Genomic DNA, 24,311 nt, shown 5'->3' with positions numbered 1-24,311 from the left:
ATGCTGCCACACGCCACGATGCGGGGGAACGGCGGGGTCGACAGTTCGTTCGCCCGGTCGCACAGGAGGGTCCGACGGTGTCGGTACGTCAGAACGAGGACGCCGTGGTCGAGTTCCCGAAGACTTTCGGAAACTCGACCACGGCGTTCGTACGTTGAGTGCGGCACGGGGCCGCCCTTGTGCGGCTCAGCGGCCGGCGGCACCGCCGCCGTCGGCGTTCGGGCCGGTGTAGTCGTCGCCGTAGGCACCCTTGGAAGGGCGGCGTCGGCGCATCGGCGGCTCGACGCCGTCCGCGAGACGGCGGGCGGTGAGGAGGAAGCCGGTGTGGCCGATCATCCGGTGGTCGGGGCGGACGGCCAGGCCCTCGACGTGCCAGTTGCGGAGCATCGTCTCCCAGGCGGTCGGCTCGTTGAAGGAGCCGATCTCGCGGATGGACTCTACGGTCCGCGCGAGCTGGGTGGTGGTCGCGACGTAGCAGCACAGGATGCCGCCGGGCACGAGCGCCTTGGAGACGGCCTCCAGGCACTCCCACGGGGCGAGCATGTCGAGGATGACGCGGTCGACGTCCGTGTCGGACAGGTTGTCCTGGAGGTCGCCGACGGTGAGCTGCCAGGCGGGGTGCGGGCCGCCGAAGTAGCGCTCCACGTTCTGCTGGGCGATCTCGGCGAAGTCCTCGCGGCGCTCGTAGGAGTGCAGCATGCCCTGGTCGCCGATGGCGCGCAGCAGGAAGCTGCTGAGCGAGCCGGAGCCGACGCCCGCTTCCACGACGCGTGCGCCGGGGAAGATGTCGGCGAAGGCCAGGATCTGCCCCGCGTCCTTGGGGTAGACCACGGCGGCGCCGCGGGGCATGGACAGGACGTAGTCGGGGAGCAGGGGGCGCAGCGCGAGGTAGGCGACGTTGCCGGTGGTGCGGACAACGCTGCCCTCGGGAGCACCGATCAGTTCGTCGTGCGGGAAGGAACCCTTGTGGGTGTGGAAATTCTTCCCGGCTTCGAGCGTGAACGTGTAGTGGCGGCCCTTGGGGTCGGTCAGCTGAACCTGGTCCCCGACCTTGAAGGGCCCGCGCCTGCGGGCGGCACCGGTCGGTTCGGACATGTGACCAGCCTACCGGCGATTGTCGGGGCCGCCGACCACGCGCGCGTGCGTCAGTTGGGGCGCGCCATGGCCTTCACGAAGGCGCGCTCCACGTCGGCGGCGGACAGGACGCCGTAGATCTCGCCGGTCTCCTCGACCACGAGGTACTCGGTCGCGGGGGTGGCGCGCAGGGCGTCGAGGAGGTCCTCTCCGGCGAGCTCCGCCGAGACGCGCATGCCGTCGGTGAGGTCCTGGGCGAGGCCGCTGACGACGACCCAGGGGCGGCGGTGTTCGGGGACGCCGACGATGGCGGCCTCGCGGACGAGGGAGAGGGGTTGGCCGTCGGCGTCGACGACGACCAGGGCGCGGGCGCCGGCGGCGTTGGCGCGGCGCAGGGCCTCGGAGAGCGGGGTGTTCGTCTCGACGGGGACCGCGCGGCGGGTGAGGTTGCGGGCGCGGAGTTCCGGGAGGTGTTCGCGCAGTCGGGCCATACGGAGGCTGTTGCCGGCGCCGGTCCAGATGATCGCGGCGAGGATCGCGGCGAGCAGGGCGTCGGTGACGGTGTCCATGCCGCTGATGTCCTCGGTGTTGGTACCGAGGGCGCCGGTCTGTGTGAGCAGCGGGAGGCCGATCAGGACGGAGACGGCGAGGGCGCGGCCGACCCAGGCGGCGGCGATGGTGCCGCTCATGGGCCTGCCGGTGATCTTCCAGACGACGGCGCGGAGCATGCGGCCGCCGTCGAGGGGCAGGCCGGGCAGGAGGTTGAAGGCGGCCACGATGAGGTTGGAGACCATCAGCCCGGCCAGCAGGACGCCGGGGACCGTGCCGGGTTCGACGGGCAGCATGGCCAGGTAGAAGATGCCCGAGAGGATCAGCGAGAGCAGCGGGCCGACGAAGGCCAGCACGAACTCCCTTCCGGGGGTCTCGGCCTCCTTCTCGATCTCGGAGACACCGCCGAAGAACTGCAACTGGATGCGCCGGACCGGGAGTTTGAAGCGGAGCGCGGCGACGGTGTGGGCGAGTTCGTGGACCAGCACAGAGGCGTAGAAGGCCACCGCGAAGAACAGGGACACGAGGTAGCGGGCGGCGCCGAGCTCGGGCAGCACGCGGTCCAGCTGGCCGCCGAACACCCAGGTGATGAGCGCGGCGACGAGGAACCAGCTGGGCGCCACGTAGACGGGCACCCCGAAGGGCCGCCCCATCAGCAGCCCGCCGCCGGGCTCCTTGGGCCGCTGTGGGGGGCGTCCCTTGGCGATGCGGGATTCGATGTCGGGTTGGGCGTGGGGGTCGGTGTGGGCGTAGGGGAGGTTCGGGTGGCTGGGGGCGCGGTCGTCGGCCGTGGGGGCGCCGTCACGTTTCGGCTCACCGTTCAGGCGGGCGGGAGTCGGAGCGACGGGGGGTGCGTCGGCACCGTCGTGCGCGGCGGGGGCGGGCGATGTACTGGTCGTCCCGGCCGGCGGGCGGTGGTTCGCGGTGGGCTCGGAGGACCCTGACGACGTGTCCGTCCGCTCCGTCTTCTCCATCTCCTCCGTCTTCGCGGCACCGTTCTCGGCGGACTCGGACGGCGGGGTCGGCTCCGTACGGTCCTCGACGGCGGGCCCGGACGACGTACCGGGCTTCGGGTCGCTGTCAGACATGGGGTGCTCGGACGCGGTGTTCGCGTCCCCTCGGATATCGGACGAGAGGCTCGCGTGCCCGTGCGGCTCGGACGGGGTGCTGACGCTCTCGCGGTCCTCGGACTCCGTGCTCGCGTCGCCGCGGTCCTCGGACGACGTGTTCGCGTCGCCGCGGTCCTGGGACGGCGTGCTCGTGTCCGCCTGGTCGTCGGACGGCGTGTCCGTGGCCCCGCGCACTCCGGACGACGTGCTCGCGTCCCCGTGTTCCTGAGCGGACGTGCTGGGCTTCTGGTGGGCGGGGTCGTCGTGTTTCGGTTCGGGGGTGCCGGGGTCGGCGGCCGGGGTCGTGGCACCCGTGGCGTGTTCGGTCGGCTCGTTGGTGCCGGACCGCGGCTGCCCGCTCCCGCCGCTCTCGTCCACGATGTCCCCTCGTTCGAAGCATCCTCCGCGCCAGCCGGGCGGAGGGGTCTCGGGTCGATGGTATGCGGCGGTCGCGACGCGTTCCGCCCCGGCACCCCCCGCGTTTCCCCCGCCGTCGCGGGCGCGTCGGCCGGGATCGGGTCACTGTCAGTGGCGGGCCGTAAGGTTCGTGGGCATGGAGACCAGTGCGGAGGGCGTCGCGGGGACAGTCGGCGACGAGGGCGCGGCGGCGGGGCCGACCGCGGCGGTGACGGTGGGGACGGGGACAGCGGGCGTGGTCGAGCGCGTCGCCATAGCCCCTGCCTCGTTGTCGCCCTCGCGTGCCGGCGACTTCATGCAGTGCCCGTTGCTGTACCGGTTCCGGGTGATCGACCGGCTGCCCGAGAAGCCCAGCGAGGCGGCGACCAGGGGGACCCTGGTGCACTCGGTGCTCGAGCGGCTCTTCGACGCGCCGGCCGCCGAGCGTACGGCGCCGCGGGCCAAGTCGCTGATCCCCGGGCAGTGGGACCGGTTGCGGGAGTCCCGGCCGGAGGTCGTGGAGCTGTTCGCCGATGATCCGGAGGGCGAGCGGCTGACGCGTTGGCTCGGGGAGGCGGAGCGGCTGGTCGAGCGGTGGTTCTCCCTTGAGGATCCGACGCGGCTGGAGCCCGCCGAGCGGGAGATGTTCGTCGAGGCCGAGCTGGATTCGGGACTGAAGCTGCGCGGGATCATCGACCGGGTCGATGTGGCGCCCACGGGCGATGTGCGGATCGTCGACTACAAGACGGGCAAGGCGCCTCGACCGGAGTATGCCGAGGGTGCGCTGTTCCAGATGAAGTTCTACGCCCTGGTGGTCTGGCGGCTGAAGCAGGTCGTTCCGCGGCGGCTTCAGCTGGTGTATCTGGGCAGCGGGGACGTGGTGACGTACGACCCCGTCCTCGCGGACCTGGAGCGGGTGGAGCGCAAACTGCTGGCCCTGTGGGAGGCGATCCGGCTGGCCACGGAGACCGGCGAGTGGCGCCCGCGCCCGACCAAGCTGTGCGGCTGGTGTGACCACCAGGCGGTGTGCCCGGAGTTCGGCGGCACTCCCCCGCCGTATCCGTTGCCGGTACGGAGGGCCGCCGGCGGTTCTGACGGGGGTGTTGAGGTGGAGGTTGGTGTCTCCGCTGCGGGGCCCGAGGTAGTGGTCGGTAAGTCCAGTGGGGGTGCGGAGGTTGTGATCGGTACGTCCGGCGCGGGCGCGCCAGCGGGGGTTTCCGCCCCGGGTCCGGACGCGCCGGCGGGGGTTTCCGACACGGGTCCGGAGATGCCAGATAGGGGTTCTGCCGCAGGTCCGGAGGTGCCAGAGGAGGGTTCCGCCGTAGGTCGGGAGGCGCCGGACGGTGTTTCCGCCGGTGGGGCACAGGCCGCGGACGATCTCTCCGGCAGCGGTTCGTAGGCGACGGACGGACTGTCCGCCAAGGGGGCGGACACGGCACACGGTGTCTCCGCCCGGAGCATCAACGGCAGCCGCTGATCGCTTTGCCCGGGGCTTCGGGTAGTCAGCCGGGTCGGCTACCGGGGCCCGGGGGTCGACAGTGTTCAGGCCGCGCCCGGAGGCAGGCGAGGGCGTTCCCGCCCAGAGTCCGGGCAAGGCAAACGCTCTTCCGCCCACGAGCTGGAGGCAACCGGCACCTGTGCCGCCCGGAGTTGGCGGAGGCGTTATCCCTGAACGCCTTGGACACCGCACCAAACGGCGTTCCCACCGGAGCCCCAGAGCCGGCGGAGGCGCTCTCCCCCGAACGCCGTTCCCACCAGAGTCCCGGAGCGGGCAAACGGCGATCCGCCCCAAGACCCAGACGCGGCGAACGGCACCCCCACCCAAAGCCCCGACATCCGAACGCCGTTCCCACCCGAGTCCCAGAGCAGGCGAACCGCGCTCCGCCCCAAGACGCCGGACACAGCGAACAGCATTCCCACCGAAAGCCCGGACACCCGAACGCCGTTGCCACCAGAGTCCCAGAGCAGGTCAACGGTGATCCGCCCGAAGCCCCGACACCCGGGCACCGTTCCAGCCGGAGGCCCAACGCGCTCCCCCGTCAAGACCCGGTGGCCGTGCCTCGGGCCGGTCGAGTCGCTCGGCCGTGCGCAAGGCAGAATGGGCCCGGGCTAGCGAAGGAGATTCACGTGGCCATCCGCGTCCTACTGGTTGACGACCAGCCGCTGCTGCGAACCGGGTTCCGGATGATTTTGGAGGCGGAGCAGGATCTCGCGGTCGTCGGTGAGGCCGGTGACGGTCTGCAGGCGCTCGACCAGGTACGGGCCCTGCAGCCCGATGTGGTGCTGATGGACATCCGTATGCCGCGGATGGACGGGGTGGAGGCGACCCGGCAGATCACCGGTCCCGGGCGGGACGGTCCGGCGAAGGTGCTGGTGCTGACGACCTTCGATCTCGACGAGTACGTGGTGGAGGCGTTGCGTGCCGGTGCCAGTGGCTTCCTGCTCAAGGACGCGCCCGCGAACGAACTCGTGCAGGCGATCCGGGTGGTGGCCTCCGGCGAGGCAATGCTCGCGCCCAGCATCACGCGGCGGCTGCTCGACAAGTACGCCAGCCATCTGCCGTCGGGTGACGAGCCCGTCCCGGACGCCCTGCACACGTTGACCGAGCGTGAGGTCGAGGTGCTGAAGCTGGTGGCGCGCGGGCTGTCGAACGCGGAGATCGCCGCCGACCTGTTCGTCAGTGAGACCACCGTCAAGACGCATGTGGGGCACGTCCTCACCAAGCTGGGTCTGCGCGACCGGGTGCAGGCGGCGGTGTACGCGTACGAGAGCGGGTTGGTGCGCCCCGGCGCGCAGTAGTCGTCGTAGTCGCGGCAGGCGGCCGTAGATACGAAGAGGGCGCCCCTTCCTGACAGGGGCGCCCTCTTCGTATGTATCGGTGAACCGGTGGACCGCTGGACCGGATGTGGCGGCTCGGCCGGTCAGCCCCCGCCGTGTTGCCGGAACCGGAACACCGTCTACAGGCCAGTGGCCAGTTCCGCCGTGTTCGGCGGGACTGGCCACTGGTCGAGTTCGTTCACCGTGCTTGCCGGGGCTGTCAGTTGCCCACGCCTCGGCCCAGCTCCCAGAGCTGGAGGGTCGAGGAGGAGTTGAGCACGTACGCGGTGCCCGTGACGTCGTCGCGGGCGGCGACGTACTGCTTGCCCTGCCAGAGCGGGATCAGCGGGACGTCGGTGGCGACGATGTCCTGGATGGCCGTGAGGCTCTTGGCGGCGGCGAGCCGGTCCGCCTCGCGGCGGGACTCCGGGATCAGCGTGCTCCTGATCTTGGTGTTGGCGTACGGCGAGCCGAGGGTGTTGTCCTTGTCGAGGAACGGCGCGAGGTAGTTGTCGGCGTCGGGGAAGTCCGGGAACCAGCCCATCCCGTAGACGTCGTACTTGCCCTTCTGCTCGGCCGGGCGGAACGTCGCCCAGGCGGTGCCCTGGATGCTGACGTCGAACAGGCCGCTGTCGTTGAGCTGCTTCTGGAGCTGCTGGAACTCTTCCTTGGTGGCCGAGCCGTAGTGGTCGGTCGTGTAGTGCAGGGTCAGCTTCACCGGGGTGGTGATGTTGGCCGCCTCCATCAGCGACTTGGCCTTGGAGACGCTCGGGTCGCCGTACTTGTTGAAGAACGAGTTCGAGTGACCGGTGATGGTCGCCGGGACCATGGAGTAGAGCGGCTCGGCCTCCGTGCCGTAGACCTTGGAGACGAGTTCGCCGCGGTCGATGATCTGGGCCATCGCCTCGCGTACGGCCTTCGACTTCACGGTCGCGGCGTCGGTGTTGAAGCCCAGGTAGCGGATCTCGAGGCCCGGCATCTCGACGAGGTCGACGTCGCCGTCCGTGTCGTCGCTGAGCTTCTGGATCTGCTCCGGCGACATGGTGCGGGTCATGACGTCGATGTCGCCCTTGCTGATGGCGCTGCCCATGGCGTCGGCGTCCGCGAAGGAACGCATCTCGACCTTGTTGTTGTTCACCTTGAGAGCACCCTTGTAATTGGGGTTCTTGGTGAACGTGGCCGTGGTGATGGCGTCGCCCTTCTTGGACACCGAGAGCGTGTACGGGCCGGAGCCGTCGATGTCGAAGCCGTCGCGCAGCTTGTCCTTCTGGTAGTCGTCCGGATTCACGATGCCGGCGACGGGAGTGGACAGCTTGTACGGGAACGTGGCGTCGGCCGTCTTCAGGTGGAAGATGACCTCGCGGTCGCCCTGGGTCTCGATGGTGTCGACGGTCGACAGCAGGGCGAACACACCACTGTCGGCCTTGATGCGCATCGCGCGGTCGATGGAGTACTTCACATCTTCCGCGGTGATCTTGTCGCCGTTGGCGAACTTCAGGCCCTCGCGCAGGGTGCAGGCGTAACGCTCGTTGCCGGTGTCGGTGAAGCCGCACTTCTCGGCGGCCTCGGGCACCGGGTCGCCTTCACCCTTGGGCTGGATCATCAGCGTCTGGATGGTCTGGCGCAGGATGTTCCAGGTGCCGACGTCGTAGGCGTAGGCGGGGTCGAGCGGCGCCGGAGCGTCCTTCGTCGCCTCGAACCGGTCCGTGGTGCCGACGACTATCGCATCGTCGCTGGAACTGCCGCTGCCGGAACCGCCACACGCGGCGAGCACCGGCGCGAGCAGGCCGACGACGGCCGGCAGCACCAAAGTCTTGCGGTTCATGCTCGAGTTTCTCCAGAGCTGTTCGAGTCCGTGTACCCGGCATACAAGGGGTGGCGATGCCGATCACGGGGATAAGGGCGATGTTCTCGCGTTGAGATTAGTCCGGACCCGCACGGGGGTTCGCGGCCACCGTAGTTGAGTTCCCATCACGCAGCGGAACCGGCCGTGGACAGACCGAAAACCCGTCGAGGGAAGGATTAGTGCAGGGTTTCACCAATCGGGACACAAGGGTGCGTGATCGGCCTCAGAAATGGGGTGAACAGCACAGGGCGACGACGATGTCGACCCTCCCACACGTGGGGAACCTCACACGCTTCAACTCAGTTGGAGAGCAACGGAATTCGGCCGGTCGGCAGGGCCCGAATTCCTTTCCCATTGGACTTTGTACGCTCGGTGAACGGCTGGCGCATTTCCGTCATCAGCCGGCCATCAGCCCGCGCAGAAATGCCAGGTCGACAACTTCCAGCGAGGTCACGACGGTGCGCCGGTCGGCCGGGGCGATGGGCGCCACGGACGGTACGGCCACCACCAGGCAGCCCGCCGCCTCCGCCGCCGCCACACCGGTCGCCGTGTCCTCCACGACCGCACAGCGGGCCGGATCGACACCGAGTCCGGCGGCGGCGAGCAGATACGGGTCGGGGTACGGCTTGGTGCGCGCGACCTCGTCGCCGGCCACCGTCAGCGCGAAGTGCTGGGGGCCGAGCGCGGTCAGGACGCGGTCGATGATGCGCCGGTGCGAGGCGGAGACCAGGGCCGTCGGGATCTCGTACTCCGCCAGCTCGGCCAGGAGTCTGGCGGCGCCCGGCATCAGCGGCAGGCTCCGCCCGATGCGGTCCTCGAAGCCCGCGTTGAGCAGGACGGACAGCTCGGCGAGGGTGATGTCGGCGCCGGTGGCCTCGATCAGGAAGCCGGCGCTGCGGGTCATGGGGCCGCCGACCACGACATGGCGCCAGGAGTCGTCGAGGGTGTGTCCGAGGGCCGCGAAGACCTCGACCTCGACCTCCCACCAGAAGCCCTCGGTGTCCACCAGGGTTCCGTCCATGTCGAGGAGTACGGCCTGCAGGGCGGAGCCTTCGGCCGTACGGGTTCCGAGCGCGGGGACCGTGCTGGTCATCCTGGCGCACCTCCTTGAGGGACGATCAGGCCGGCCGCCCCTGATACCAACAAGGACGACCGGCCTGCGATGGACCGACCAGTGTACGACTTATCCGATCAGTGTGCTCGTCCGTTCGGCGCGCCTGTGTATTCAGCGCTCGGAGGTCGCTCAGCGCGCGTTGAAGTACTTCGCCTCCGGGTGGTGGATGACGATCGCGTCCGTGGACTGCTCCGGGTGCAGCTGGAACTCCTCGGACAGGTGGACGCCGATGCGCTCCGGCTCCAGCAGGGCGGCGATCTTCGCGCGGTCCTCCAGCTCGGGGCAGGCGCCGTAGCCGAGGGAGAAGCGGGCGCCGCGGTACTTGAGGGCGAACATGTCCTCGACGTCGGTGGGGTCCTCGCCGGCGAAGCCGAGTTCGGAACGCACGCGCGCGTGCCAGTACTCGGCGAGTGCCTCGGCCAACTGGACGGACAGACCGTGCAGTTCGAGGTAGTCGCGGTAGGAGTTCGACTCGAAGAGCTTCGCGGTCTCCTCGCCGATGCGGTTGCCCATGGTGACGATCTGGAAGCCGACGACATCGGTCTCGCCGGACTCCTCCGGGCGGAAGAAGTCGGCCAGGCAGAGCCGGCGGCCGCGGCGCTGGCGCGGGAAGGTGAAGCGGGTGCGCTCGTTGCCCTGGTCGTCGAGGACGATCAGGTCGTCGTCCTTGGAGACGCAGGGGAAGTAGCCGTAGACGACGGCCGCTTCGAGGAGGTTGTCCGTCTGGAGCTTGTCCAGGAGGCCCCGCAGGCGGGGGCGGCCCTCGGTCTCGACCAGTTCCTCGTACGTCGGTCCGTCGCCCGTGCGGGCCTGCTTGAGGCCCCACTGGCCCTTGAAGAGGGCGCCCTCGTCCAGCCAGGACGCGTACTCCTTGAGCTGGATGCCCTTGATGACCCGGGTGCCGCGGAACGGCGCCTCGGGGATCGGGTTGTCGATGGACACGTCGGAGCGGACGTGGCCCTCCTCGGGGCGCTCCTCGACCTCCACGGCGGCGCTGGCCCGCACCCGGCGCTGCTTGAGCTCGGGCAGCTTCGCGCCGGGCACGCCGCGCTTGACGCCGATCAGGGCGTCCATCAGGCGCAGGCCCTCGAACGCGTCGCGGGCGTACCGGACTTCGCCCTCGTAGATCTCGTGCAGGTCCTGCTCGACGTACGCCCGTGTCAGCGCGGCGCCGCCCAGGATGACCGGGTAGTCGGCGGCCATCTTGCGCTGGTTGAGCTCCTGGAGGTTCTCCTTCATGATCACCGTGGACTTGACCAGGAGGCCCGACATGCCGATGACGTCGGCGCGGTGCTCCTCGGCAGCTTCCAGGATCGCGGAGACCGGCTGCTTGATGCCGAGGTTGACGACGTTGTAGCCGTTGTTGGACAGGATGATGTCGACGAGGTTCTTGCCGATGTCGTGGACGTCGCCGCGCACGGTGGCGAGCACGATGGTGCCCTTGCCCTCGGCGTCCGACTTCTCCATGTGCGGTTCGAGATAGGCGACCGCGGTCTTCATGACCTCGGCGGACTGGAGCACGAACGGCAGCTGCATCTGGCCGGAGCCGAACAGTTCGCCGACGACCTTCATGCCGTCCAGGAGCGTCGCGTTGACGATGTCCAGGGCGGGGCGGGTCTCCAACGCGGCGGCGAGGTCGGCCTCCAGGCCGTTCTTCTCGCCGTCGATGATGCGCCGCTTGAGCCGCTCGTCCAGCGGGAGGGCGGCCAGCTCCTCGGCGCGGCCCGCCGTCCGGGACTTGGTGGTGGCGCCTTCGAAGAGGGCCATCAGCTTCTGGAGCGGGTCGTAGCCCTCCGCGCGGCGGTCGTAGACCAGGTCGAGGGCGGTCTGCACCTCCTCCTCGGTGAACCGGGCGATCGGGAGGATCTTCGAGGCGTGCACGATCGCCGAGTCGAGGCCCGCCTTGACGCACTCGTCGAGGAAAACGGAGTTGAGCAGGACGCGGGCGGCCGGGTTGAGGCCGAAGGAGATGTTCGAGAGGCCCAGCGTGGTCTGGACGTCGGGGTGGCGGGCCTTGAGGCGGCGGATCGCCTCGATGGTGGCGATGCCGTCGCCGCGGGACTCCTCCTGGCCGGTGCAGATGGTGAAGGTCAGGGTGTCGATGAGGATGTCCGACTCGTGGATGCCCCAGTTCGTCGTGAGGTCCTCGATGAGCCGCTCGGCGATGGCGACCTTGTGCTCCGGGGTGCGGGCCTGGCCCTCCTCGTCGATGGTCAGCGCGATGAGCGCGGCGCCGTGCTCCTGCGCGAGCCGGGTGACCTTCGCGAAGCGGGACTCGGGGCCGTCGCCGTCCTCGTAGTTGACGGAGTTGATGACCGCGCGGCCGCCGAGCTTCTCCAACCCGGCCCGGATGACCGGGACTTCGGTGGAGTCGAGGACGATCGGCAGGGTGGAGGCGGTGGCGAAGCGGCCGGCCAGTTCCTCCATGTCGGCGACGCCGTCGCGGCCGACGTAGTCCACGCAGAGGTCCAGCATGTGGGCGCCCTCGCGGATCTGGTCGCGGGCCATCTCCACGCAGTCGTCCCAGCGGCCGTCCAGCATGGCCTCGCGGAACTTCTTCGAGCCGTTGGCGTTGGTGCGCTCGCCGATCGCCATGTAGGCGGTGTCCTGGCGGAACGGGACCGTCTGGTAGAGCGAGGCGGCGCCGGGCTCGGGCTGGGGGTGGCGCTCGGTGGGCGTGGTCTCGCGGACCCGCTCGACGAGTTGGCGCAGGTGCTCGGGGGTCGTACCGCAGCAGCCGCCGACCAGGTTCAGGCCGTAGTCGTGGACGAAGTGCTGCTGGGCGTCGGCCAGGCCCTCGGGGTCGAGCGGGAAGTGGGCGCCGTCCTTGGTGAGGATGGGGAGACCGGCGTTCGGCATACAGAGCAGCGGGGTGCGCGAGTGGCGGGCGAGATAGCGCAGGTGCTCGCTCATCTCGGCCGGTCCCGTCGAGCAGTTCAGGCCGATCATGTCGATGCCGAGGGGTTCCAGCGCGGTGAGCGCGGCGCCGATCTCGGAGCCCAGGAGCATGGTGCCGGTGGTCTCGAAGGCCATGGAGACCAGCAGGGGTACGTCGACGCCGGTCGCCTCCATGGCGCGGCGGGCGCCCAGGATCGACGACTTGGTCTGGAGGAGGTCCTGGGTGGTCTCCACGATCAGGGCGTCGGCGCCGCCGGCGAGCAGGCCCTCGGCGTTCGCCTGGAAGCCGTCGCGGAGGGTGGCGTAGCCGATGTGGCCGAGGGTGGGCAGCTTGGTGCCGGGGCCGATCGAGCCGAGGACCCAGCGCTGGCGGCCGTCGCGGGCGGTGAAGTCGTCGGCGGTCTCGCGGGCGATGCGGGCGCCGGACTCGGAGAGTTCGTGGACGCGCTCGGGGATGTCGTACTCGGCCATCGCGGAGTGGTTCGCGCCGAAGGTGTTCGTCTCGACGCAGTCCACGCCGACGCCGAAGTACTCCTCGTGGACCGAGCGGACGATGTCCGGGCGGGTGATGTTCAGGATCTCGTTGCAGCCCTCGAGGTTCTCGAAGTCCTCGAGTGTGGGGTCCTGTGCCTGGAGCATGGTGCCCATGGCTCCGTCGGCGACCACCACGCGGGTGGCGAGTGCCTCTCGGAGCGCGGACACACGGGTCCGGCTGTCGGCAGAAGGGGTCAGTGGCGACGAGGCCATGAAGGGGCTCCCTGGAGTGCGACGGCTGTCGGCTTTGCGGCTTCCCTGGGAACCTCTCACGGAACTCCCCGGGGAGCGTGCACGTCGCCAGGGTAACGGGGTCGGGCGGGAGCGTGCTTGAGGCGTCCATGGGGCGGACCGGGGTGACGGAGTGGCGGACCGGGGTGACGGGCGGGTCAACGCCGTCTAGGTTCTCGCGACGAGTGGCGTAACAGGAGACCCAACAGGAATCGGCCGACCATTAGCGAGAGGTCGGCATGGACCGGTAGTGTTCGACATTGCCGAACGGCGGCAGCGAGGTCGCGCGTCGACGGTCGAACGGGACGGAGGCAGTACGGCGATGGCACGGAACATCCAGTCGCTCGAACGGGCGGCCGCGATGCTGCGCCTGCTCGCGGGCGGCGAGCGACGGCTCGGCCTCTCGGACATCGCCTCGTCGCTCGGTCTCGCCAAGGGCACGGCCCACGGCATCCTGCGCACCCTCCAGCAGGAGGGCTTCGTCGAGCAGGACGACGTCTCCGGGCGCTATCAGCTCGGCGCCGAACTGCTGCGCCTGGGCACCACCTACCTCGACGTCCACGAACTGCGGGCCCGCGCCCTGGTGTGGACGGACGACCTGGCCCGCTCCAGCGGCGAGAGCGTGCACCTGGGAGTGCTGCACCAGCACGGCGTCCTGATCGTGCACCACGTCTTCCGCCCGGACGACAGTCGGCAGGTCCTGGAGATCGGGGCCATGCAGCCGCTGCATTCCACGGCCCTGGGCAAGGTCCTGTCGGCCTACGACCCGGTCGCGCACAGCGAGGTCCTGGAAGCCGACCGCAAGCCCTTCACCGAACGCACGGTGTCCGAGCTGGCCGACTTCGAGCACATCCTCGACGTCACGCGCGCGCGTGGGTACGCGGCCGACGTCGAGGAGACCTGGGAGGGCGTCGCGTCCATCGCCGCCCCCATCCACGACCGGCGGCGCATGCCGGTCGGCGCGGTCGGCATCACCGGCGCGGTGGAGCGGCTGTGCCGGCCCGACGAGGACGGCGCGCTGCGCCCCGAGCTGATCGCCGCGGTACGGGACTGCGCCCGCGCGGTGTCGCGGGATCTCGGCGCCGGACGGTTCTGACCGGTCCGGATTCACAGCAAAAAAGACCGGAACGCCCAGGGGGGCGTTCCGGTCTTAGTCGTACCCTGGACGACAAAGTCGGCCAAAACGCCAAATCGCCACACACGGTGTCCACCTGACTGCCGTCCGCATCGATCACGCGATCGATAGCCCACAGCAATCAATAACGATCGTGTTTTCGATAACAGCACTCTTGACGCGCCTGTAACCCCGGAGCAAGACTCCCGTCCATCGGTCGGCATTGTCGAACACCTACCGGCAATACGCGCTAGAGTGTGGCAACGCCAAAGGCCGACATCGCTCTCACCCCCGAGGGCGCACGAACCCCCGGCGGGACCCGGGGTTCGGCTTCCCTGGACGAAGGACAAAGGAGTCGCGGGTGTCCAGCTCCGACATCTTCATCGGCGAGACCATAGGTACCGCCGTGCTCATCCTGCTGGGCGGTGGCGTCTGCGCCGCCGTCACGCTGAAGGCCTCCAAGGCCCGTAACGCCGGCTGGCTCGCCATCGCCTTCGGGTGGGGTTTCGCCGTCATGACGGCCGTGTACATCTCGGCACCGCTCTCCGGTGCCCACCTCAACCCGGCCGTGACGCTCGCTCTCGCGATCAAGGACGGTGGCTGGGACAACGTCCCGATCTACTGGGCCGGGCAGCTGCTCGGCGCCATGATCGGCGCGACCCTGGTCTGGGTGGCCTACTACGGCCAGTTCCAGGCCCACCTCACGGACAAGGAGATCGTCGGCGAGCCGACGGCCAAGGCCGTGGAGGCGGAGGAGAAGGGCGCGGGACCGGTCCTGGGCATCTTCTCCACCGGTCCTGAGGTCCGCAACGTGGTGCAGAACCTCGCCACGGAGATCATCGGCACCGTCGTCCTGATCCTCGCCATCCTGACGCAGGGTCTGAACGACAAGGGCAACGGTCTCGGCACCCTGGGCGCCCTGATCACCGCGTTCGTGGTCGTCTCCATCGGTCTGTCGCTCGGCGGCCCGACCGGTTACGCCATCAACCCGGCCCGTGACCTGGGCCCGCGCATCGTGCACGCGCTCCTGCCGCTGCCGAACAAGGGCGGCTCCGACTGGAGCTACGCCTGGATCCCGGTCGTGGGACCGCTGATCGGCGGCGCGATCGCTGCGGGTATCTACAACCTGGCCTTTGCTTAGAACCGGATGAGAACCGGAACTCCGAGCACTGAAGCAGCAGTAGAACCAGTCCTCATGACCACGGAACCCCTCAGGAGCACACAGTGACCGACGCTCACACCGCCGGACCGTTCATCGCGGCCATCGACCAGGGCACGACCTCCAGCCGTTGCATCGTCTTCGACCGGGACGGCCGTATCGTCTCCGTCGACCAGAAGGAGCACGAGCAGATCTTCCCGAAGCCGGGCTGGGTCGAGCACAACGCCACCGAAATCTGGACCAACGTCCAGGAGGTCGTCGCCTCCGCCATCGAGAAGGCCGGCATCACCCGCGACGACATCAAGGCCATCGGCATCACCAACCAGCGCGAGACCACGCTGCTCTGGGACAAGAACACCGGTGAGCCCGTCCACAACGCCATCGTCTGGCAGGACACCCGCACCGACGCGCTCTGCAAGGAGCTGGGCCGCAACGTCGGACAGGACCGGTTCCGCCGCGAGACGGGTCTCCCCCTCGCGTCGTACTTCGCCGGCCCCAAGGCCCGCTGGCTGCTCGACAACGTCGAGGGCCTGCGGGAGCGCGCCGCGGCGGGCGACATCCTCTTCGGCACCATGGACAGCTGGGTCATCTGGAACCTGACGGGCGGTGTGAACGGCGGCAAGCACTACACCGACGTCACCAACGCCTCCCGCACCATGCTGATGAACCTGCACACCCTGGAGTGGGACGACAAGATCGCTGAGTCCATCGGCGTCCCGATGAACATGCTCCCGGAGATCCGCTCCTCCGCCGAGGTCTACGGCGAGGTCACCGGCGGCCGTCTCGGCGAGCTGCTCGGCGGCATCCCGGTCGCCTCCGCGCTCGGCGACCAGCAGGCGGCCCTGTTCGGCCAGACCTGTTTCGCCGAGGGCGAGGCCAAGTCCACGTACGGCACCGGCACATTCATGCTGATGAACACCGGCGAGAAGATCATCAACTCCTACTCGGGCCTGCTGACCACGGTCGGCTACCGGATCGGCGACGACGCGCCGGTCTACGCCCTGGAGGGCTCGATCGCCGTCACCGGTTCGCTGGTGCAGTGGATGCGCGACCAGATGGGCCTCATCTCCACCGCCGCCGAGATCGAGACCCTCGCACTCTCGGTCGAGGACAACGGCGGCGCCTACTTCGTGCCGGCCTTCTCCGGTCTGTTCGCCCCGTACTGGCGCTCCGACGCCCGCGGTGTGATCGCCGGTCTGACCCGGTACGTCACCAAGGCGCACCTCGCGCGCGCCGTCCTGGAGGCGACCGCCTGGCAGACCCGTGAGATCACGGACGCCATGACGAAGGACTCCGGCGTCGAGCTCACCGCGCTCAAGGTCGACGGTGGCATGACCTCCAACAACCTGCTGATGCAGACGCTCTCGGACTTCGTGGACGCCCCCGTGGTGCGCCCCATGGTCGCCGAGACCACCTGCCTCGGTGCCGCCTACGCCGCCGGCCTCGCCGTCGGCTTCTGGACCAGCACCGACGACCTGCGTGCCAACTGGCGCCGGGCCGCCGAGTGGACCCCCAACATGGCCGCGGAGAAGCGCGACCGTGAGTACAAGAGCTGGCTCAAGGCCGTCGAGCGGACCATGGGCTGGCTCGAGGACGAGGAGTAAGAACCCCACATGACCAGTCAGTCCACCCTGCAGTCCGTACCTGCCCTCGGTACGCACCCGGCCTCCGGCTCGAACCCGAGCCGAGCCGAGACCCGGGAGCAGCTCTCCAAGGCGACGTACGACCTCCTCGTCATCGGCGGCGGCATCCTGGGCATCTCCACCGCCTGGCACGCCGCGCAGTCCGGGCTGCGGGTGGCCCTGGTCGACGCCGGCGACTTCGCCGGTGCCACCTCTTCCGCCTCCTCCAAGCTTCTCCACGGCGGTCTGCGCTACCTGCAGACCGGCGCGGTGAAGCTGGTGGCGGAGAACCACTTCGAACGCCGTGCGGTCTCCCGCCAGGTGGCTCCTCACCTGGCGAACCCGCTCACGTTCTACCTCCCCGTCTACAAGGGCGGTCCGCACGGTGCGGCGAAGCTCGGGGCGGGCGTCTTCGCCTACTCCGCGCTCTCCGCGTTCGGCGACGGCGTCGGCCACCTCCTGTCCCCCGCCAAGGCGGCGCAGGACGTGCCCGAGCTGCGCACCCAGAACCTCAAGGCCGTGGCCGTGTACGGCGACGACCAGATGAACGACGCGCGCATGGCGCTGATGACGGTCCGCGCGGCCGTCGAGGCGGGCGCGGTCGTCCTCAACCACGCCGAGGTCACCGGCCTGCGCTTCACCCAGGGCCGGGTGACCGGCGCGGAACTGCGCGACACGACCTCCGGCGACGAGTTCGGCGTGAGCGCCCGCCTGGTGCTCAACGCGACCGGCCCGTGGGTCGACCACCTGCGCAAGATGGAGGACCCGGACGCGGCGCCGTCCATCCGCCTGTCCAAGGGCGCGCACCTGGTCCTGAAGCGGACGTCTCCGTGGAAGGCCGCGCTGGCCACCCCCATCGACAAGTACCGCATCACGTTCGCCCTCCCCTGGGAGGACATGCTGCTGCTCGGCACGACCGACGAGGAGTTCGAGGGCGACCCTGCGGACGTCTCGGTCACCGAGAAGGACATATCCCAGATCCTGGACGAGGCCGCGTTCTCGGTCCGCGACCAGCAGCTCTCCCGCGACCTGATCACGTACTCCTTCGCCGGTCTGCGCGTGCTGCCCGGTGGCCCCGGCAGCACGGCGAAGGCCAAGCGCGAGACCGTGGTGACCGAGGGCAAGGGTGGCATGCTGTCCGTCGCGGGCGGCAAGTGGACGACCTTCCGGCACATCGGCCGTACGGTCATGCAGAAGCTGGAGGCCCTCCCCGGCCGCCCGCTCGGCGAGGACTTCGAGCCGATCTCCTCCCTCCCGAAGAAGCTCCCGCTGCCGGGTGTCGCCAACCCGCGCGCGGTCGCCCACCGCCTCCTCGTCGACAACCCGGCGCCGGGCCCGCGCATGGCGGCCGACACGGCGAAGCACCTGGCCACGCACTACGGCTCGCTGGCCTTCGACATCGCCCGACTCGCCAACGAGAACCCGGAGTTGGGCCAGCGCGTCCACCCCGACGCCCCCGAGATCTGGGCCCAGGTCGTCTACGCCCGCGACCACGAGTGGGCCGAGACCCAGGACGACGTCCTGCGCCGCCGCACCACCCTGACGATCCGCGGCCTGGCCACGGACGAGGTGCGGAGCAAGGTCCAGGACCTGCTCGACAAGAAGTAGGCGCTACGGCGTGACAGGGGCGGTTCCCGGGCGGGAGCCGCCCCTTTGGCGTGCCCGCTTGTCAGTGCCGGGTGTTTTCATGGGCGTATGAACAACGATCAGGCCTCCGCCGATGAACTCGCCGTGCTGCGGGCGGCGTTCGGCGTGGACGACGGCGGCGAGTCGGCGCTCGGCTGGGACGCGGTGCGCGCGTTCGAGGCGGAGCACGGGGTGGTGCTGCCGGAGCCGTACCGGACGTTCGTGGCGGAGATGTCCGACGGGTCGTTCCAAGGGCCGCCGGAGTACGGGCTGGTGGGGCTGGCCGAGTTGCCGGACGACTGGGGCGACGGCGCGGAGGACCGGGACCTGGGCAAGCCGTTCCCGCTCGCCGCGGGGTGGTTGTGGGAGGAGGACGACGGGCCCTACGAGGACCCGGACGCGGTCGTCGGGCAGGTCCTCAACCACGGCTCGATCGTGCTCGGGACCGACGGCTGCGCGATGAACTGGCACCTGGTCGTCACCGGCCCCCAGCGGGGGCACGTCTGGCACGTCACCGATGTGGGCGCCATGCCGTTCGGCGCGGAGTTCGGGTTCACGACCTCCGCGCCGGGGTTCGCCGGCTGGGTGGCGCACTGGGCGGCCGGCAAGGAGTGGTTCGACGCGGAGTGACGTCTCTCAGCGGAGTGACGCCTCTCAGACAAGCGCCCGGATGTGCTCCGGTGACGTCAACTCCTCGCGCCGCACGATCAGTTCACGACCGAGCAGCAGTGCCCGCCGGGACGCCGGTACCGGATCCGGCAGCGTCGTCAGGTCGGTCAGGTGGGCGAAGCCGATGACGCGGCGGACGATCTCCGTGCCGGCGTAGCCGACCGAGTCGGTCCAGACGCGGGAGAGGAAGCGGTCGAGGAAGGCGTCGTCGAAGAAGGTGTCGACACGGGTGGGCCAGAGGCGGCGGAACTCGGTCTCGAACGCCGCCCAGGAGAGCCGGAGTTGGTCGCCGTGGTCGGACAACGTGCCCAGCTCGCGGGCCCGTTCCTCCGACACCAGGACGTTGGCCCAGTACAGGCCGAGGTCGTAGCCGATCGGGCCGACGAAGGAGAACTCGGGGTCGAAGACCCGTACCACGGGGACGCCTTCGCGCTCGCCGACCATGACACTGCCGGTGTGCAGGTCGCCGTGGAGGAGGGCCTGCGCGCTGGTCATGAAGGTGTACCGGAGGTCGGCGACCTCCGTGCGCAGCCGGGCGTCCGCGCGGAACTCGGCGGCGAGGTCGGTCAACTCCGGGAGCCAGTGGTTGTGTTCGTGCTCGATGTACGGCTCGGAGAGCACCACGTCCTCGGTGATCTTGCACAGCTCGGGGCTCACCGAGGTCGCGATCAGCGCCTTGCGGTCGGCTGACGCCATGCCGAAGTCGCTGGTCGCGAAGGCGAGTTGGGCGACGAACTCGCCGATCCGCGCCGAGGTGTCCGGGCCGTACGACGCGCCCTCGTTGAGGACCGTGCGCAGGACCGCCAGGTCGGACATGTCCTCCATGACGAGGGCGTAGTTGTCGGCGTCGTAGCCGTGGATCACCGGGATCTTGTCGGGGGCGACGCGCGCGACCTGCTCGTACGCCCGGGCCTCGGCGTCGGCGCGCTCGGGGCTCATCGGCCAGGAGGGACCGGCGACCCGCACCCAGGGCAGCGCCTGCTTGACGGCGAGGCTGTGGGTGCCGTCGGCGCTGGAGGCGAGGAACACCCGGTTCATGTTGCCGTCCGACACCTCGCGGACGTGGATGTCGGTCACGTCCGCCCAGTGGCCGCGCTCGTGCAGGTACGCCGGGATGTCGTCGGTCTCCAGGATGCGGTAGCCCATCGTACGAACTCCTCGAACTTCCTTATGCGGTGCGGCGCTTGGACAGGGTGAAGCTGAAGACCAGGGCGAGGATGAGGACCGCGCCCTCGACGACGTCCTGGGTGTAGTACGGCAGGCCCTTGATGGTCAGACCGGTGGTGATGATGCCGATGAGGACGGCGCCGAGTGCCGTGCCCCAGACGTTCGGGCGGCCCCGGCCGAGGACCGACGTACCGACCAGCGCGACAGCTACGGCTTCCAGCAACTGCGAAGTACCGGCGGACACGTCGCCCTGGCCGATCCGGGACGCCAGGATCAGGCCGCCGATCGAGGCGAGGACGCCGGAGAGGACGTAGGCGAGGGCCCGGTACGCGCCGACGCGGATGCCGGCCAGGCGGGAGGCCTCGGGGTTGGCGCCAATGGCGTACAGCACGCGGCCCCAGCGGGTACGGGCCAGGAAGACCCACGCCACGACGGTCAGCGCGCCGAAGATCAGCACGGAGATGGGGATGCCGAGCATGGTGCCGCGGTCGATGCGCAGGAAGCCGTCGGTGAACTTGCCGGGGGCGGTGCTGCCGTCGGACTGGGTCATGCCGGCGGAGATGGACTGGCCGTCGACCAGGATGAGTTTGGTGCCCTGGATGACGAACATGGTCCCGAGGGTGGCCAGCATGTCGGGGATCTTCATGACCACGATCAGCAGCGCGTTCAGCAGCCCGGCCAGCGCGCCCGCCGCGATCACGGCGATGATCGCGACCGTGCCGACCTGGTTGTACGTCACCATCGTCTTCGCGGCGACGGTGACCCCGAGCCCGGCGACCGCGCCGACGGACATGTCCATTCCGCCGACGGCCATGGTGAGCGTGACGCCGAGACCGAGGATCGCGGCGACGGACACGTACCGCAGGGTGTCGAGCAGCGTCGCCGACTCCCGGAAGGAGCCCTCGCTCAGCGCGAAGTACAGGAAGAGCGCGACCGTGACGAAGATGAACCCGTACTTGATGACGGCGTTCTGGACGAGCACGACGGTCGAGACAGCCGGCTGAGCCACCGCCTTCGGCGCGGCCTCGGAGCTCTGGGTGGTGGTCATGACGCACTTCCTGCCGTGGCTTCGTACGGGGCGGGCAGCGCGCGGACGCCGCCGGATTGGTCTACGGGGATCATGGGAACGGCGCCGGGCTGGTCGGCCGGGGTCACGCGGACACCGCCGAATTGGTCGGCCGGAATCACAGGGGCGCCGCCGGGCTCGTCGGCAGGCCTCACGCAGACGCCGCCGAACGGATCTCCCGGATTCGGACGGACACCGCCGGACCGGTCTGCCGGCGTCTCGCTGACACCGCCGGATGGGTCCCACGGCAACTCGCGGACGCGGCCGAAGAGATCCGCCGACCTCACGCGGACACCGCCGAACGCATCCACCAGCCTCACCCACACACCACCGATCGGATCCACCGGCATCGGACGCACACCGCCGGACCGGTCCGCCCCCATCACACGGACGCCGAGATCGTCTGGATCACGCGGTCGCGTTCCGCGTCCTCGCCGTACGCGTCGAGATGGACCTCGCCCGCCGCCAGGACGACAACCCGGTCGGCGATCTCCAGGACCTCGTCCACATCCGCGGAGAGGACAAGCACGGCCGCACCCTCGGCGGCCAGCGCACGCGCACGGCGGCCGATGTCGCGGCGGGCGCCGATGTCCACGCCTCGGAACGGCTCGTCCAGGATGAGGACGCGGGGGGTCTCGGCGAGCCAGCGGCCGACGACGACCTTCTGCTGGTTGCCGCCGGAGAGCTCCTCGACCGTGCTGTGTTCGTCGCGGGCGACGACGCCGAGGGCGTCGATGGTCTCGCGGCCGAGGGCGTCCTCCTTCGCCGTGTTCACGAGCCCTGCCCGGGACAGGGACTTGAGGAACGGCAGCGAGATGTTCTGGGCCACCGACCAGCCGGGGACGAGCGCGTCGGCGTGCCGGTCCTCGGGGACGAGGTGGACGCCGGCGCGGATGGCGTCGGACGGGCGGCGGGGTGCGTAGGGCTTGCCGTCTAGTTCGACCGTGCCGGTGGGGAAGGGCTCGGCGCCGAACAGGCCCCGGGCGAGTTCCGTCTTGCCGGCGCCCAACAGGCCTACGACGCCGGTGACTTCACCGGCGCGCAGGTCCAGGTCGAGAGGGGTGCGGCCCTCGAAGAGGTGGACGCCGTGCAGGGCGAGGACGACGTCCCCGTGCTCGCCGCTGCGCTGCGGGCGGGCGCTCGTCGCCTCGTGGGCCTGGGCGAGCATCGCGCGCAGGGCGCTGTCCCAGTCGAAGGGCTTGACCTGGTCGTCGGTGAGACCGCCGTCCCGCAGGACGACCAGGCGGTCGGCGAGGGCGTCGATCTCACCGAGGCGGTGGGAGACGTAGAGGACCGCGATGCCGTCGTCGCGCATCTTCTCGACGAGGGCGAAGAGCCGCTCGGCCTCGGCGGCGGAGAGTGCCGAGGTCGGTTCGTCGAGGATGAGCAGCCGGGGGCGGGTGGCGAGCGCGCGGGCCAGGATGAGCAACTGGCGGTCGGAGATGCCCAGTTCGGTGACGTCACGGCGCAACACGGCGTCGCTCCAGTCCAGTTCGAGACCGGCCTGGATCTCGCGGGCGCGGGCCAGGACGCGGCGGCCGTTCAGGAACGGGTTGCCGCGGCGCTGGGCCAACTCCTCGAAGACCAGGTTCTCGGCGACCGTGAGGCCGGGCACGATGCCCTCGCCGATCCGCTGGTGGACCGTCTGGATGCCCAACTGCCGGGCGGCCGACGGAGATTGGAGAGCTGCGGGTTCCCCGGCGACCCGCACCTCCCCGCCGTGGTCCGTGTGCACGCCCGACAGGATCTTGATCAGCGTGGACTTGCCCGCGCCGTTCGCGCCGAGCAGCGCGACCACGCTGCCCGGTGCGATGTCCAGCGAGACGGAGGCCAGCACCGTCTTGCCGCCGAAGGCCATGCTGACATCGCGGAGCGAGACCGCGGCGTCGACGGCCGCCACGTCGACCGCCTTGTCAGTGGGCGACATTGGGGATCCAGTCCGCGGTGCTCACCTTGGAGAGGTTCAGGGCGGGCAGGGCCGCGCGCAGCTGGTCCATGTTCTCGATCTTGTTCTTGCGCAGGAAGTCCTGGGTGATGGCGACGGCCGGGAAGTCGACCGAGGTCTTGTTCAACTGGCCCGCCAGCTCAAGCGCCGCCGTACGGACGACGGCCGCGCCGACCGCCGACGGGTCCGTGCCGGCCGTGGCGACCCACGGGCTGCCCGCGGCGGTCATGTTCTGGATGTCGGCGTTGGAGACGTCCGCGCCGAAGACCTTCACCTTGCTCTGGAGCTTCTTGTTCTGCACGGCGAGGACGGTGCCCTTCGCCAGCTCGTCGTAGGGGGCGAACACCCCTGCCACGTCGGAGTGTTGGGTCAGCGCGGCGGAGACCAGCGGCACGTTGTCCGTGGCCGTGGAGTCGGTGACCTTGCCGACCTTGAACTGCTGCTTCCAGCCGTTGGCGTCGACCGCGGTCTTCCAGACGGAGTTGCGCTTGTCGAGGGCCGCGTAGCCGGCCACGTTGACGTAGCCGACCTTGGCGTTCTTGCCGACCGTCTTGGCCATCACGTCGAGGACGGCCTTCGCCATGCTGGCGTCGTCCTGCTCGGTGCTGATCACGGCCTTGTTGGTCTGGTCGACGTCGTAGACGACGACCTTGATGCCCTTCTTCACGGCCTGGTCGATCTCGGGCTGGATCGTCGAGGGGAAGCCGTGGTCGACGATGATCGCCTGCGCGCCGGAGTTGATCGCCGAGGACAGGTCGGTGGCCTGCTTGGCGTTGTCGGCCTGGGCGTCGTACACCGTCAGGTCGATGCCGAGCGCCTTGGCCTGCGCCTTCGCGCCGTTGCCCCACTGCTCGAAGTAGTCGCCGGCGCCGCTCTGCCGCACGAGCGCCACCTTGACCGTGCCCTTGCTGAAGGGGGCCGGCTTCTTGCCCGTGGCCGCCGAGGCCGAGGCTGCCGTGTCGTCGCTGCTCTTCGAGGCGTCCGTGGACTGCGAGCAGCCCGCCAGGAGGAGGGCGGAGACGGAGGCCAGCGAGAGCGCGGCGAGGGGGACGCGGGTACGGGACATGAGGGGCTCCTGGTGCAAGGTGGTGCAGAAGGGGTGAAGAACGGGCGTGCGCGCCCCGGAGCGAGGGAAAGGAATCAGCCACCACGGCAGGGTGACGGGCCCACGGCACAAGGGCTCGCGGGGGCTCCGGATGTGGTCAGCGACAGCTGGCTGTGGTCGACCGGAGCAAGTCCACGTACAGCCGCCGCACGAGCAGCAGCGTCTTCATAAGGAGATCATGAGAACGTTTTCGGCCATTGGTCAAAGGGATGGAAGCGGTTTCTCAACAGATGAGACAACGACTACGTCACACCCGGTCCGTTCACCGAC

General features: G+C 69.7%; 15 protein-coding genes and 1 pseudogene. 7 read left to right on the top strand and 9 right to left on the bottom strand.

The window, feature by feature from the left end; translation table 11 throughout:
- Positions 1-186: 186 nt before the first annotated feature.
- The gene (locus tag OG714_RS40570) at positions 187-1,095 is read right to left on the bottom strand and encodes a tRNA (adenine-N1)-methyltransferase (RefSeq protein WP_406128640.1); all 909 of its coding nucleotides are present in this window, start codon (positions 1,093-1,095) and stop codon (positions 187-189) included.
- Between the two features lie 50 nt (positions 1,096-1,145).
- On the bottom strand, positions 1,146-2,711 hold the full coding sequence (locus OG714_RS40565) for a site-2 protease family protein (RefSeq protein ID WP_406132119.1): 1,566 nt from the start codon (positions 2,709-2,711) through the stop codon (positions 1,146-1,148).
- A 574-nt stretch (positions 2,712-3,285) separates the two neighbouring features.
- On the opposite strand from OG714_RS40565, the pseudogene OG714_RS40560 reads away from it, so the two are divergent.
- Positions 3,286-4,248, top strand: a pseudogene (locus OG714_RS40560) (RecB family exonuclease); the annotation flags it as partial.
- Between the two features lie 1,007 nt (positions 4,249-5,255).
- Positions 5,256-5,927 (top strand): response regulator transcription factor, encoded by a 672-nt coding sequence (locus OG714_RS40555; RefSeq protein WP_019059117.1) that lies wholly within the window; start codon positions 5,256-5,258, stop codon positions 5,925-5,927.
- Positions 5,928-6,165: 238 nt separating this feature from the next.
- Here OG714_RS40555 and OG714_RS40550 read toward each other — a convergent pair whose 3' ends face one another.
- From OG714_RS40550 to metH, 3 genes are all read right to left on the bottom strand, one after another.
- Positions 6,166-7,770, bottom strand: a complete 1,605-nt coding sequence (locus OG714_RS40550) for an ABC transporter substrate-binding protein (RefSeq protein ID WP_406128638.1) — start codon at positions 7,768-7,770, stop codon at positions 6,166-6,168.
- Positions 7,771-8,188: 418 nt separating this feature from the next.
- Positions 8,189-8,884, bottom strand: coding sequence for an HAD family hydrolase (locus tag OG714_RS40545; RefSeq protein WP_406128636.1), 696 nt, complete (start codon positions 8,882-8,884; stop codon positions 8,189-8,191).
- 150 nt (positions 8,885-9,034) lie between these two features.
- Positions 9,035-12,550, bottom strand: a complete 3,516-nt coding sequence (gene metH, locus OG714_RS40540) for a methionine synthase (RefSeq protein WP_406128634.1) — start codon at positions 12,548-12,550, stop codon at positions 9,035-9,037.
- Between the two features lie 340 nt (positions 12,551-12,890).
- Here metH and OG714_RS40535 point away from each other — a divergent pair, with 340 nt between their 5' ends.
- The 5 genes from OG714_RS40535 to OG714_RS40515 all read left to right on the top strand — a co-directional run bounded on the left by OG714_RS40535 (position 12,891) and on the right by OG714_RS40515 (position 18,719).
- Positions 12,891-13,664, top strand: coding sequence for an IclR family transcriptional regulator (locus OG714_RS40535; protein WP_406128632.1), 774 nt, complete (start codon positions 12,891-12,893; stop codon positions 13,662-13,664).
- 379 nt (positions 13,665-14,043) lie between these two features.
- Complete coding sequence (locus OG714_RS40530; protein ID WP_033283720.1) at positions 14,044-14,823, top strand: MIP/aquaporin family protein; 780 nt, start codon at positions 14,044-14,046, stop codon at positions 14,821-14,823.
- An 83-nt stretch (positions 14,824-14,906) separates the two neighbouring features.
- Positions 14,907-16,445 carry a glycerol kinase GlpK gene (glpK, locus tag OG714_RS40525; RefSeq protein WP_406128630.1) on the top strand — a complete coding sequence of 513 codons (1,539 nt, stop codon included), beginning with the start codon at positions 14,907-14,909 and terminating at the stop codon, positions 16,443-16,445.
- A 9-nt stretch (positions 16,446-16,454) separates the two neighbouring features.
- Entirely contained in the window at positions 16,455-18,071 is a 1,617-nt protein-coding gene (locus OG714_RS40520; protein WP_406128628.1) for an FAD-dependent oxidoreductase, read from the top strand.
- Positions 18,072-18,158: 87 nt separating this feature from the next.
- On the top strand, positions 18,159-18,719 hold the full coding sequence (locus OG714_RS40515; RefSeq protein WP_406128626.1) for an SMI1/KNR4 family protein: 561 nt from the start codon (positions 18,159-18,161) through the stop codon (positions 18,717-18,719).
- A 24-nt stretch (positions 18,720-18,743) separates the two neighbouring features.
- Here OG714_RS40515 and mtnK read toward each other — a convergent pair whose 3' ends face one another.
- The 4 genes from mtnK to OG714_RS40495 all read right to left on the bottom strand — a co-directional run bounded on the left by mtnK (position 18,744) and on the right by OG714_RS40495 (position 24,002).
- Positions 18,744-19,904: an S-methyl-5-thioribose kinase gene (mtnK, locus tag OG714_RS40510; RefSeq protein ID WP_406128624.1), complete on the bottom strand. Its 1,161-nt coding sequence runs from the start codon at positions 19,902-19,904 to the stop codon at positions 18,744-18,746.
- A gap of 22 nt (positions 19,905-19,926) precedes the next feature.
- The gene (locus OG714_RS40505; protein ID WP_406128622.1) at positions 19,927-20,973 is read right to left on the bottom strand and encodes an ABC transporter permease; all 1,047 of its coding nucleotides are present in this window, start codon (positions 20,971-20,973) and stop codon (positions 19,927-19,929) included.
- Between the two features lie 400 nt (positions 20,974-21,373).
- The gene (locus OG714_RS40500) at positions 21,374-22,918 is read right to left on the bottom strand and encodes a sugar ABC transporter ATP-binding protein (RefSeq protein ID WP_406128621.1); all 1,545 of its coding nucleotides are present in this window, start codon (positions 22,916-22,918) and stop codon (positions 21,374-21,376) included.
- Positions 22,905-24,002, bottom strand: a complete 1,098-nt coding sequence (locus OG714_RS40495; protein WP_406128619.1) for a substrate-binding domain-containing protein — start codon at positions 24,000-24,002, stop codon at positions 22,905-22,907. Before OG714_RS40495 ends, OG714_RS40500 begins: the two co-directional genes overlap by 14 nt.
- Positions 24,003-24,311: the final 309 nt, after the last annotated feature.

The organism is Streptomyces sp. NBC_00989, assembly GCF_045162655.1.
In the GTDB taxonomy this organism is placed as follows: domain Bacteria; phylum Actinomycetota; class Actinomycetes; order Streptomycetales; family Streptomycetaceae; genus Streptomyces.
Note: the sequence above shows the minus strand (reverse complement) of the source record. Positions and strands in the feature narration are given on the sequence as shown.